The sequence below is a fragment of the Methanobrevibacter wolinii SH genome, assembly GCF_000621965.1.
GTDB lineage: Archaea > Methanobacteriota > Methanobacteria > Methanobacteriales > Methanobacteriaceae > Methanarmilla > Methanarmilla wolinii.
In genome coordinates, this window is record NZ_KK211376.1 from 260074 (window position 1) to 272636 (window position 12563).

A 12563-nucleotide genomic window follows, 5' to 3' on the forward strand; every position below is an offset into this window, starting at 1 on the left:
AGCTAATTTTAATAAAAATAAAAAAATTCTAAGAAAATATTTATAAATACAAATTTTAGATAAAAATATACTTTATTAATTTATATTTTAGTCTAAGGAAATATATATAATTATTATAATATTTTTCATAAAAAATATCGAAATAATAAAAATTTTAATAAAGAGAAAATCTTGTTAAAATTAGGTATAATAAATAATTATTTTATATATAAAATATAAAATTAGAATATTAATAATTACTTTTTAATAGACTTTAAGAAAAAAATTAAAGGATTTGAATACATCATGATTACAATTAAAGTGTTAAGGTTCAACCCAGAAAAAGACAAAGAACCTTATTTTGAAAGTTATGAAATTGAAGAAACAAATAAAATGAAAGTTTTAGATGCATTAAACTTTATTAATGATAAATATGATGCAGATATTAGTTTCAGAAGCTCTTGTAGAGCGGGACAATGTGGTTCTTGTGGTGTTAAAGTTAATGGAAATGGAGCACTTGCTTGTAAAAGAGAAATAAAAGATGGAGATATTATTGAACCATTAAATTTACCAATAATTAAAGATTTAATAGTTGATAGAACACCTTATGAAAATAAAACTTCCAAATTAAAATTAGAATTAAATTCTAAAGAAAGTAAAAAACTTAATCTCAATTTAAGTCCTGAAGAACTTGAAGAAACAAAAAAAGTTAGAACATGTATTGATTGTTATTCTTGTCTTACAAGTTGCCCCGTAGTTAAACAATTTGGTGATGAATATGCAGGACCTTACTTTATGAGATATTTATCTAAATTTCAATTTGATCCAAGAAATGACAATAATCGTTTAAATGAAATATTATCTGAAGGAATTTATGATTGTACAAGCTGTAGAAAATGTGAAGAAGTTTGTCCTAAAAATATTAATAATTATGGGGATGCAATAGAAAAACTTAGAGCATTAATAGTAAATAATAATCTTGGACCTTTAGATGCACATAAAGGAATACATAAATCAGTTAAAGAAACAACAAGATCTGTATCTTATCCTGAAGAAGGAGGATTTATTGAAAATTATAACAAAACACATAAATCCAATAAAAAAGCAAAATATGCATTATTTACTGGATGTATGGTTGATTATAGATTACAGAAAGTGGGTTATGCATTAATGGATGTATTTAAAGCTAATGGAATCGAAGTTGATGTACCTGAAGGACAAGTATGCTGTGGTTCACCACTTATTAGAACTGGTCAAACTGATCTAATACAAGGACTTGTAGATAAAAACAATGAAGTTTTTAAAGATTATGATGTTATAATAACAATATGTGCAGGTTGTGGTGCTACACTTAAAAATGACCATCCAAAATATGGTTCAACACTTAATGTACAAGATATTAGTGAATTCCTTATTGATAAATTAGATTATTCAAAAATGAAAGAAGTAAACAAAATTGTAACTTGGCATGACCCATGTCATCTTGCAAGAGGACAAGGAATAACAGAGGAACCACGTGAAATTTTAGAAAAAATACCTGGAATTGAATTTAGAGAAATGAAATATCCTTCCCAATGTTGTGGTGCTGGTGGAGGAGTAAAAAGTGCAAAACCAGAAATAGCAATGAATTTAGCAAAAGATAAAGTAAATATGATTAAAGATACTGGAGCAGAAAATCTTATTAGTATTTGTCCCTTCTGCCAAAGAAATATACAAGATGCATTAAATGAAGAAGGATTAAACATTAAAGCAATAAATCTTATAGAATTATTAAAAGAAGCTTATGCTGATGAAATTTAATAGAAGGTGTTAATATCGGAGATACTGCAACAGAAGAAATTATTATAGAAAACACACCTTTAATTGAAAAAACTGAAAAAAAAGATACAGAATCCAAATCTAAAACTAAAGCTATTTCAAAATCCAAGACTCGTGGAATCGTTAATAATGAAAATAATTTTTCAGATGCTGCAAAAGAAATTAGAAATAATTTATATATTGTTTTTGTAGAATGTGAAACTTCTGGAAATGTAGGATTTCTTGCAAGAACTATGGCAAACTTCGGTTTAAAAAATCTTGTATTAATAAATCCATGTAAATTAAAAGATGATGCATATTATCAAGCAATGCACGCAAAAAGTATTGTAGAAACAGCAGAAATTTATCCAGATTTAGATACTTTCTTAGAATCCAAACAAATCGATTTTGTTATAGGAACTACTGGTGCACCTGGTGGAAGTTATAATCTTTCAAGAATACCTATCAGACCTGAAGAATTAGGTAAAAAAATAAATACAAATAATACTAGTGCAATATTATTTGGAAGAGAAGGGGACGGACTAACTAATAATGAAATAGACAAGTGTGATATGATTGTATCTATTCCTACTGATCCAAGTTATCCAATAATGAATATAACTCATGCAGCAGCAATAATATTTTATGAAATATTTAAAAATAGAAATACTTTCCCTAAAGAAGGATTAACAGAAAGTACTTACACTGAAAAGAAATATTTACTAAAAGATATGGAAGAAATTATAGATACATTAAATATCCCAGAACATAAAAAGAAAAATGGATTAAAAACTTTTAAAAATATTATAAATCGTGCATTTATCACAGGTCGAGAAGCACATACATTTATAGGTATCTTAAGACATATTAATCAAGTTTTACATGGTAAAGAATAATAATTAAATATTAATTAAAAGAAGAAATTGAGGATAAAATATGGCAATATTAAGTGATCAGGATCTTAAAGAATATATAAAAAATAAGAAAATCATTATTGATCCATTAAAAGATGAAGAACAAATACAACCTTCATCAGTAGATATGAGATTAGGTGATGAATTTAAAGTATTTAAAGTCATTAGAAAACCATATATTGACCCAAAGGATGATGAAGACCTTGCATCATATATGGAATCAATAATTGTTGAGAATAATAATGCATTTATAATACATCCAGGAGAATTTGCACTTGCAACAACCTATGAATATGTTAAAGTTCCAAATGATTTAGTTGCACGTGTAGAAGGCCGTTCTTCTATGGGGAGATTAGGAGTTACAATGCATGTAACTGCTGGTTATATAGATCCTGGATTTGAAGGTAAAATTACTCTTGAAATTTCAAATATAGGAGCAATGCCTGTAGCATTATATCCTGGACAAAGAGTATGCCAACTTGTTTTTGAAACTATGACAAATCCTGCAGAAAAGCCATATGGGCATCCTGACAGAAATAGTAAATATATGGGACAAAAAAGTCCTGAAACAAGTCGTATTAAATATGATTATGAATTAAATAGATAAAAAGCTTATCTTAAAAATTCATTAAATTAAACTTATTTTTTCCAAATTAAATTATTATTTTAAAAAAATATTTCAATTAAAAATTTAAAAACTATAGAATTAATAAAAATTAATTATAAAAATAATATTTATAAATTTATACTTTGTTAGAATAAATAAAATAAAATTTAAAACAAAGTTTAACTATTATAATAAATTTAAATAAAAAAATTATTTTGGTGTTATTAAATGAATCATGATAAAATGACTAATATTAGTAGAAAAAGAGGTTTTTTATGGCCTTCTTTTGAAATTTACTCAGGAGTTTCTGGATTTACAGATTATGGACCTCTTGGAGCTACATTAAAAAACAACATAATGCAAAAATGGAGAAAACAATATGTTGTACAAGAAGGTTTCTCAGAAATTGAAGCACCAACTGTAATGCCAAAAGAAGTTCTTAAAGCATCTGGACATGTTGATAATTTTACAGACCCAATGTGTAAATGTACAGAATGTGGTGAAGTATATAGAGCAGACCACATTATTGAAGAAAATATTAATAAAGATGTTGAAAGTTTAGAAAACGAAGAATTAGATAAAATTATTGAAGATAATAATATTAGATGTAGTGAATGTGGTGGAAAACTTTCTAAAATTTGGGATTATAATTTAATGTTCAAAACCCAAATAGGTGCAAAAGGAAATAAAGTTGGATATATGAGACCAGAAACTGCACAAGGTATTTTCATATTATTTAAAAGAATGTTAAGATATTTTAGAGGAAAATTACCATTTGGAGTAGTTCAACTTGGAAAAGCATACAGAAATGAAATTTCACCAAGACAAGGAGTTATTAGACTTCGTGAATTTACACAAGCAGAAGCAGAAATATTTTTAAATCCAAATAACAAAAAACACCCAAAATTCCATACTATTGAAAATGTTAAATTTAGATTATGTTCACAAGAAGTTCAAATGAATGAAACTGAAGAAATAATTGTAACAGCTAAAGAAGCACTTGATAAAGGTATTGTATCTAGTGAAATGCTTATTTATCAATTATATCTTGCAAGAAAATTCTTAGAAGAACTTGGAATCCCAGAAGATGTATTAAGATTTAGACAACATTTACCTGGAGAAATGGCACATTATGCTCTTGACTGTTGGGATGTTGAATGTAAAACTGATAAATATGGATGGGTTGAAATTATAGGTATTGCAGATAGAGGAAATTATGATTTAACTGCACATTCTAAAGAAAGTAATGAAGAATTAAACGTTTATATACCATATGATGAAGCAAAAATAGTTAAAAAAACAATTATCAGACCAAATATGGCTAAATTTGGACCTTCATTTAAACAATACAGTCCTAAAGTAAAAGCATATCTTGATAATTTAAGTTCAGAAGAAGTTCAAGAACTTAAAACAAAAATTGAGAATGAAGGAAAATATATAATTAAATTAGATACTGATTTAGAGTTATTACCAGAACATATTAAATTTGAAGATATTGAAGAAGAGCTTAAAGGAGAAAAAATAATTCCTCATGTAATTGAACCTTCCTTTGGTATTGATCGTATATTATATTGCGTATTATTACATTCTTTTGTTGATGAAGGAGAAAAAGAATATTTCAAATTTAAAAAAGAAATTGCACCAATACAAATAAGTGTATTCCCACTTCAAAACAAAAAAGAAATGCCAGAAATTAGTCAAAAAATTACAAATTCTCTTAGAGAAGAAGGTTATTCTGTAGATTACAATATATCTGGATCTATTGGTAAAAGATATGCAAAAGCAGATGAAATTGGTATCCCTCTTGCAATTACTGTAGATTTTGATAGTATTGAAGATAACTCTGTTACTGTAAGAAATAGAGATACAGAAGAACAAGAAAGAATCAATATTAATAAATTAAATGAATATATTAATAATTATTTTAATGAATAAAATATTAATTTATTCTAATATAAAGATTAATAGTTATAGTTAAACTATTAATCTAAAAATTTTAAATTTAAACTTAATAATATTCTAAAACCATAAATAGAATAAATTTCAAGATATAATACTATTTTTATATATTTCTTATTTAAAAGTTAAAAAACTATTTTAAGCTTTGTTAAAATCACCTAATTTTTAGAATAAGTTTCTTAAATTTAATTTTTAAATATTAATACTGTTTAAATTATTTATAAAAAACAAAGATTTAAACAGACTCATTTTTTAATAAAATATTCTTTTAAATCATTAGAGGATTTAATATTAAGATATTTTGAATTATTTAAAAAATAATTAAATAATTCTTTACCCCAATGAGTTCCAGATTTAGAAGTATCATAAAACATAAACATTGTATCATACTCATTATTTAAATCAAATAATTGAATACTTATAAAATTACTTCCTGAGTTTAAAAAAATATTTAATTCTTCATTTGATTTATAAAAATTAACATTTGATAAACTAAGTAAATTATTAAAATTATCTATATGATTTATATACAATTCATATAAAATAGATTCTGTAACTATAATATTTAAAATAAAATTAGAATCATCTTTTACTAAATCATATAAAATATTAATATGTTCACTTGAACATATAGATAAAACAATGTTTAAACTATGAGTTTTACTAAGCAAATCAGTATATACATTAAAAGACTCATATGGTGAATTAAAATCATAAGTTAATAATTTTCCATTATGAAGTAAATATAATTCATCAATTAAGTGACTAGGAATATCATTAATTATATGTTTATTTAAAAATTCAGAAATCCCTTTTGTAGGCCAAGCATCTAAAAAATTTAAAAAATTAATAGCAATAATTTGTCCTTCAGATGCAAGACCATAATTTTCATTGTTTTTAAGTTCAATAATATTATTATCTTCAAAGTAATGAATAGTATTTGATATAGATGATGTTTGTCCTAATAATTTCAGTTCAGAAAAATTTTTATTTTGATTAATTAAATTTAAAAATACATAAGATTTAAGTTTAGATCTTGTTAAAGAAATTGTTTTATTTAATAATAATTCTTCTTTATTTGACATAATATCCCTTTTTTATTAATAAATAATTAGACATTATAAAATCTACTGATTTTTTCTTAAATACAATTTTCATTATTAAAAAACAAATTAAGACTTAATAAATGAACCGTATTTTGTACCTCCACTATTATAACAAATATCAAAAAGAGATTTTCCCCAAGTTAATGAATCAATATCATATGAAATAAGTAATTTATTTTTATCTATTAAACCATTATCATAAAAAAGATTAATACAAAAAACAAAGTCATTTAAAAATAAATTAAATTTAAATAATTCATTTGATGCCAATAGATGTAATTTTTTATTATAAAAAGCAAGTTTTAATATTTCTTCATCTATTAATGAAAGAAATTTATTATAAATATTTCGAGGAAGAATCAAATAAACAGGAATATTCTTATTTAAAGAATATGAAATTAAATCAGCATACTTAAAATTTACCTCAGAAATCATAAGATAAATAAATTTACCTTTCTTCATATTTTCTATAATCATATTATCTAAACCATAAATATTAGTTCTAGATGAAGTTATAATTTTAGAATTTCTTAAAAGACTAATGTTTAATAAAAGTTCTTCTGGGAAATCTTCAACAGTATGATTAGACCATAATAATTTATATGAATCTATAACTTTAATAGAATTATTAAGATTAAAAATTAATTGTGTTTTTATTTTTCCACTATTAGTTAAATAAAATTTTGAATCTTTTTTAATTACAAAACCTAATTCTTTTAAACGATTAATATTATTGCTCAATGTTGGATATGTTAATTTTAAGTTCTTATGCATTTCAGAGAAGTTTCCACATTCATACATTAAAAGATATTTTAAAATATATAAACGATCATTAGAATTTGTTAAAAAAGACAATTCATCAAAGATACTATCAAATTTAATTAAGTAATTTCTTTCTAAATTATTTTTTTCAATTAATTTATTCATATTGACACCTTTTAAACAATAATATGAAAAAATTTAATCCCCAAACATCTAAAAAAATACAATAGAAAAAATACCCTAATAAAAGATTAATAAAAATAAAAATTATATAATTTCAATATAAAAAAAATTAATTTTATAATCATTATATTAAAAATAAATAATACTTTAAATTTAAAAATCTTTTAACTAATTAAATAATTGATTAAACTACTATATAAATCTTTTTAAGATACATAAATAGTTAAAACCGATGTATATTAACAAATAATTCTTAAAAATAAAAATAATAAGAAAATAATCGAATAATTAGATAAATATAAAATTAATAGAAATTAAATATATTAAGAATATAAAAAAATTATACAAAATACAAATAATTTAAAAGAAATCCGAATAAAAAATAGTAATATAAATAAAAACATAAACATTAAATAAGAATTAAAATATAAAATTATACTGTTTGTTAAAATGGAAGTAATAATATGATAGACACACATACACATTGTGATTCAAGAAGTAGTGAAGATTTTGAAAAAATGTATACTGCAGGAATTGATACTGCAATTACATGTAGTTTCTATCCATATGATTTAATGAATGAAACTGTTCTATTAAATCATTTAGAAAGAATTTTAAATTATGATACAAAACGTGCTGCAGAATATGGACTTGATTTAAAAGTTGCACTTGGAATACATCCTGCAAATGTTAATATTAAACCAGATTTAATCTATGAAAATTTATACAAATATATTGAAAATAAAGATATTGTAGCAATTGGTGAAATAGGTCTTGAAGATTTAACAAAAAAAGAAAAAGAAGTATTTAAAAGACAATTAGAAATAGCTGATGAAACAAAAACAAAAGCAATTATACATACACCTAGAAAAAATAAGAAATCCGTTTTAAAAGAAATTAAAAAAATTGTATTAGACACAATTAATCCAAAACTTGTTGTAATAGACCATATTAATCCTAAAGTTGTAGATGATGTAATTGATGAAGATTTCACATTAGGTCTTACAGTACAACCTCAAAAAATGGATGTTTCTGAAGCAGTTTATATATTAGATAATTATGGTTTTGATAAATTTTTATTAAACAGTGATATTAGTAATAAACCTTCAGATCCATTATCAGTACCTAAAACTGTTAGAACACTTAAAAAATTAGGATACTCTAAAAAATGTATAAAAAAAGTTTCATATAAAAATGCTGAAAAATTTTTTAATATTTAAACTTTTATTATATTATTTTTTTATATTTTAAAAATCAAATACTTGAAAAATAAATTTAAGAAATCTTATTCTAAAAATTAGTAAAATTCAACAAAAACAAGCCTACTTAAAAAAATATAAAATTCCAAACAAAACCAAGAAACTTACTTAAAAAAATAAAAAATCCAAAAAACAAGAACTTAAAAAATAAGAAAACAAATAAGAAATTTAATTTGATTATAAAAAATCAAATAAAAAATTAAAAATAAAAAACTATTTTTTAATAACATTAACTCTTTTTGGAGTAATTAAAATCATGATTCTATTTTTATTCCTTTCTAAAAGAATAGCTTCAGCACCATAATCTTTTCTAAGAGAACTAAGCATTTGACCAGCTGTTCTAAAATCTCCATTTTGAGCTTTTGCTAATTTAGATAAATCTACAATAACAGTATTATTTTCTTCAACTACTTGATCAAAGACATAATCCATATCATCAGTATCAAGTGGTTTACTTAATATGATATCATATACATCTTGCTCTGGAGTAATAGAAAAATCATCTTCATAAGAGTTATAAGTAGAATCATATCCTGATGAATTATAAAATTGATTTGATCCACCACGAGATAAATCTGCATGATTATTATAAGAAGATGACCTTGTATTTTGATTTGAACGATTGTTTTGGTTCTCTTCAAAACCTAAACTCCTTCTTAAGTCATCCATAAAACTCATTTTTCATTCTCCTTTAAATAATCTAAAATAACATCTAATAATTTAGGAGCTCCACCATTACGCATATCAACTGCAGGTAAACCATATTTTTCTTCGAAGTCTTCAACAGTTAAATCTCCAGCATTTCTAAGGTTAATTGAAAGACCAACCACTTTAGTAGGTTCAACAGCTTCAATAGCTTTAACTTCATATTCAATACCCCTAGGCTCACGATATGGGTGGTTAGGTCTATGACCAACAATGACTGCATCAGGATGTGCACCAACTAAAATAGATGCAGATAATCCTCTTGGGTGTGGATTTCCATCTTCAGTTAAACTAGATTGACTTTCAATAAATATTATCTCAGGATGTTGTTTTTGATCCATATATCTAATTGCACCTAATACTGCAGAAGGCACATCCATAACAGATAAACTTCCTGCCCTAAAATTAAAGTCAGTAGGTGGTTCAAGACCCATTTCATCAGTTGATATAATTCCTACATTCATACCCCTACTTCTAGCTTCTTTACCTAAAAGCCTAGTAGTAGTTCTTTTACCACATTCTTGTGATGTTCCACCAATATAAACTATTTTTGCATTTGGTTTATATGAAATCTTAGGTAATACCTCAGTACATTTTTCAGGTGCTACACCAAATATTTTTTTAACAACATCTAATCTAGAGTTGATTTCTTTAATTACAACTCCTTTTTCATTAGCAAATTTAGCTAATGAAAGATTATCTTGAACAGATAATGATCTAAAAGAACAGACAACATTTAATCCTTTATCAATAGCTTGTACTGCATATTTTAATGCTGAACCTTCAGCCCCAATAGGCAACATAATTGCAATACTATTTGCAGAACCATCTTTTTCTAATACTTCATCTAATGATGCTCTTACAGTATGATTTAAAAATTCAGTTCCTTGTTTAAATTCAGCATCATCAATAAATCCTACAGTTTCAACACCTTCAAGATTAGAGAATTTTTCTCCACCTCCACCAGCACCAACTACTACAAATGGATTTAGCTCTTGAATCTCTTTAACTGAAGCTACAGAATACAAATTATCACTCCTAAAAAAAACATTTTCATACGATAAATTATGATTATTAAAATTAAATTAAAAAATAAATAAATTCCATTTAATATCAAGATTTATATATTCACTTAGATTTATTAATTTTATTATTATTAAATATATGTAAAATAATATATTTAAATATAGTAACTAGATAAAAATAATAAAAAATATTAATTTAATAAAATGAGGTGATACTATGGATATGAAAATTGATTGTCCTGTATGTGGAGTAAAAAATGGAGCTATTTCTAAAATGGATACAACAAATATCCCATATTTTGGAGAAGTTATAGAAACATCCATTACATGCCCACATTGTGGATTTAAACATAGTGATGTGATGTCAGTTGAAAAAAACGACCCAGCAAAACACACATTAACTATAAATAAAAATAATTTAAATTCAAGAGTAGTTAGATCACAAACTTCAACTGTATCAATTCCAGAAGCAGGAATTAAAGTTGAACCAGGACCAAAATCACAAGGATATGTATCTAATGTAGAGGGAGTAATTGAAAGATTTATTAATGCAACCCATAGAGCACGTGCATTATATGATGAAGATGAAAAATCTATAAAAAATATTATAGCAACAAAAAACTTCCTTGAAAGCATTCTTAAAGGAGAAAATGAAGCAACATTAATTATAGAAGATCCTTATGGTCAAAGTAAAATTGTAGATTTAAAAGCAAAAAGTGTTCCATTAACTGAAGAAGAACTTAAAACTTTAAAAACAGGATTTACAATTCTTGATCAAGAAGATTTAAATGAAGAAAGAGAAGAAATCAAAAAAGAAGAAAATAAAAAAAGTAATACAGATAATTAAATACAAAAATAAAAATCAATAAAAACAGATAAAATATAAATTAATAGAATAAAAACACAAAAAACAAATAACTAAAACCAATGAAAATAAAAACACAAAAAACAAATAACTAAAACCAATGAAAATAAAAATATAGAAGAAATTTATTCTTCTATTGATTCATCTTCATCATCAAAAAGAGTGAAGCTTTCTTCTTCTTCAGTGTCTTTTAATTTAAGTGTTTTTTTAACATCCATGGATAATGCATCACAATCAGCTTTAATAGCTTCTAAATGTAATAAAATTCTTTTTTTCTCTTGATTAATCCTTGTAATATTAGTATAAGGATAAATGGATTCTTTTAACATTTCATATTCAATAGTAGTATATGGGTAATCGTTTAATTGTTTACAAACATTTTTAAGAACATCACCTAAAAATTTGTTCATTTCTACTTTTACTCTTTCCCTGATCATTTTATCATCATCAAGGTTTTCTTTCATTAAACGAACAACTTCTGCTTTAGCAAAAGGTAAAGAATCATCTTCAACAGTAGTTTCTTCAGTATTTTCTGCTATTTCATTATCATTTATTTCTTCGCCTTCAACTAAATTTTCATCTTCGATATCTACCATGTTTTTAGTCTCCATAAATTTTTAAAACAAAGATAATTGCAATATAATAATTCTATTTAATAAGACTTTTAAACAAAAGGAATATTCATTATAATAAGGAATCTTAATAAAATCTGAAAAAAGAATTACTATAGCAATACTACACTAATAATTTTGTTTAAAATCATATATAAATATATAGTTTATTTAACAAGATATACTATAATTTTAATAGTTTTATATTAAAATATCAAAATAATTATATGTAAAATCAATATTTTAATAATGAACTAAAAATCAAAAAAATAGTTTCCATAAAATAAACAAAATCAATGATTTAAAATTAATTATAATAAAATATTTTATTAAAGTCAATAATTTTAGAATAAAAATTCTTAAACTTATTTTTTAATATTAAATTTTTATAAAAAATAGAAAAAATAGTTAAAAATTTAACTAATCATATAATTTTAATTTATCTAATATTTAAAATAAAAAATATTAAGCATTAGAAGTTAACTTCAAACCAACAATACCAATAATTATAAGCACCAAAAATAGGATTCTAAATAAATCATAAGGTTCATTAAAAAAGATCATACCTACAATACATATACTTACTGCACCAATTGCAGTCCAACAAGCATAAGCTGTACCCATAGGAATATTATTAAATGACATAGATAGAAATACTAAACTTAAAACCATAAATATAACAACAAGTATTAAGTGTATAATTTTATTAAAACCATTTGAAAGTTTTAATTCAACTACCCATAACATTTCAAAAATTCCTGCAATAACAAGATATATCCAAGAATCCAATA

Annotated in this window: 12 protein-coding genes; 6 read left to right on the forward strand and 6 right to left on the reverse strand. The window is 23.7% G+C overall.

Annotation, left to right across the window (positions count from 1 at the left end):
• Window positions 1–285: 285 nt before the first annotated feature.
• The 4 genes from tfrB to glyS all read left to right on the forward strand — a co-directional run bounded on the left by tfrB (window position 286) and on the right by glyS (window position 5232).
• A complete protein-coding gene (gene tfrB, locus T523_RS06345; protein WP_042708091.1) occupies window positions 286–1779 on the forward strand; it encodes a fumarate reductase (CoM/CoB) subunit TfrB in 1494 nt (497 codons plus the stop codon).
• Window positions 1779–2672: a TrmJ/YjtD family RNA methyltransferase gene (locus T523_RS06350; RefSeq protein ID WP_042708092.1), complete on the forward strand. Its 894-nt coding sequence runs from the start codon at window positions 1779–1781 to the stop codon at window positions 2670–2672. Before tfrB ends, T523_RS06350 begins: the two co-directional genes overlap by 1 nt.
• Before the next feature lie 40 nt (window positions 2673–2712).
• On the forward strand, window positions 2713–3297 hold the full coding sequence (gene dcd, locus T523_RS06355; protein ID WP_042708093.1) for a dCTP deaminase: 585 nt from the start codon (window positions 2713–2715) through the stop codon (window positions 3295–3297).
• A 228-nt stretch (window positions 3298–3525) separates the two neighbouring features.
• Window positions 3526–5232: a glycine--tRNA ligase gene (glyS, locus tag T523_RS06360; RefSeq protein ID WP_042708094.1), complete on the forward strand. Its 1707-nt coding sequence runs from the start codon at window positions 3526–3528 to the stop codon at window positions 5230–5232.
• Window positions 5233–5501: 269 nt separating this feature from the next.
• On the opposite strand, the gene T523_RS06365 is transcribed toward glyS, so the two are convergent.
• Both T523_RS06365 and T523_RS06370 read right to left on the reverse strand, forming a co-directional pair.
• A complete protein-coding gene (locus T523_RS06365; RefSeq protein ID WP_042708095.1) occupies window positions 5502–6341 on the reverse strand; it encodes a helix-turn-helix transcriptional regulator in 840 nt (279 codons plus the stop codon).
• An 87-nt stretch (window positions 6342–6428) separates the two neighbouring features.
• Window positions 6429–7289, reverse strand: a complete 861-nt coding sequence (locus T523_RS06370; RefSeq protein ID WP_042708096.1) for a helix-turn-helix transcriptional regulator — start codon at window positions 7287–7289, stop codon at window positions 6429–6431.
• A 482-nt stretch (window positions 7290–7771) separates the two neighbouring features.
• On the opposite strand from T523_RS06370, the gene T523_RS06375 reads away from it, so the two are divergent.
• Window positions 7772–8527, forward strand: a complete 756-nt coding sequence (locus T523_RS06375; protein WP_042708098.1) for a TatD family hydrolase — start codon at window positions 7772–7774, stop codon at window positions 8525–8527.
• A gap of 252 nt (window positions 8528–8779) precedes the next feature.
• On the opposite strand, the gene T523_RS06380 is transcribed toward T523_RS06375, so the two are convergent.
• Together T523_RS06380 and T523_RS06385 are read right to left on the reverse strand one after the other, a co-directional pair.
• A complete protein-coding gene (locus T523_RS06380) occupies window positions 8780–9244 on the reverse strand; it encodes a cell division protein SepF (RefSeq protein WP_042708099.1) in 465 nt (154 codons plus the stop codon).
• Window positions 9241–10299 (reverse strand): DUF1611 domain-containing protein, encoded by a 1059-nt coding sequence (locus tag T523_RS06385; RefSeq protein ID WP_042708100.1) that lies wholly within the window; start codon window positions 10297–10299, stop codon window positions 9241–9243. The genes T523_RS06380 and T523_RS06385 overlap by 4 nt, the downstream gene beginning before the upstream one ends.
• A gap of 214 nt (window positions 10300–10513) precedes the next feature.
• Between T523_RS06385 and T523_RS06390 the strand changes: the two genes are divergently transcribed.
• On the forward strand, window positions 10514–11143 hold the full coding sequence (locus T523_RS06390) for a ZPR1 zinc finger domain-containing protein (RefSeq protein WP_052334665.1): 630 nt from the start codon (window positions 10514–10516) through the stop codon (window positions 11141–11143).
• Window positions 11144–11286: 143 nt separating this feature from the next.
• On the opposite strand, the gene T523_RS06395 is transcribed toward T523_RS06390, so the two are convergent.
• Both T523_RS06395 and T523_RS06400 read right to left on the reverse strand, forming a co-directional pair.
• Window positions 11287–11757 carry a hypothetical protein gene (locus T523_RS06395; protein ID WP_394296274.1) on the reverse strand — a complete coding sequence of 157 codons (471 nt, stop codon included), beginning with the start codon at window positions 11755–11757 and terminating at the stop codon, window positions 11287–11289.
• Window positions 11758–12237: 480 nt separating this feature from the next.
• A complete protein-coding gene (locus tag T523_RS06400; protein WP_042708101.1) occupies window positions 12238–12561 on the reverse strand; it encodes a DMT family transporter in 324 nt (107 codons plus the stop codon).
• Between the last annotated feature and the right edge of the window lie 2 nt (window positions 12562–12563).

Excerpts from the sequence above, each read along its gene's own strand:
- tfrB (WP_042708091.1), top strand. The coding sequence starts at position 286 with ATGATTACAATTAAAGTGTTAAGGTTCAACCCAGAAAAAGACAAAGAA.
- dcd (WP_042708093.1), top strand. The coding sequence starts at position 2,713 with ATGGCAATATTAAGTGATCAGGATCTTAAAGAATATATAAAAAATAAG.
- glyS (WP_042708094.1), top strand. The coding sequence starts at position 3,526 with ATGAATCATGATAAAATGACTAATATTAGTAGAAAAAGAGGTTTTTTA.
- T523_RS06365 (WP_042708095.1), bottom strand. The coding sequence starts at position 6,341 with ATGTCAAATAAAGAAGAATTATTATTAAATAAAACAATTTCTTTAACA.
- T523_RS06370 (WP_042708096.1), bottom strand. The coding sequence starts at position 7,289 with ATGAATAAATTAATTGAAAAAAATAATTTAGAAAGAAATTACTTAATT.
- T523_RS06375 (WP_042708098.1), top strand. The coding sequence starts at position 7,772 with ATGATAGACACACATACACATTGTGATTCAAGAAGTAGTGAAGATTTT.
- T523_RS06380 (WP_042708099.1), bottom strand. The coding sequence starts at position 9,244 with ATGAGTTTTATGGATGACTTAAGAAGGAGTTTAGGTTTTGAAGAGAAC.
- T523_RS06390 (WP_052334665.1), top strand. The coding sequence starts at position 10,514 with ATGGATATGAAAATTGATTGTCCTGTATGTGGAGTAAAAAATGGAGCT.
- T523_RS06395 (WP_394296274.1), bottom strand. The coding sequence starts at position 11,757 with ATGGTAGATATCGAAGATGAAAATTTAGTTGAAGGCGAAGAAATAAAT.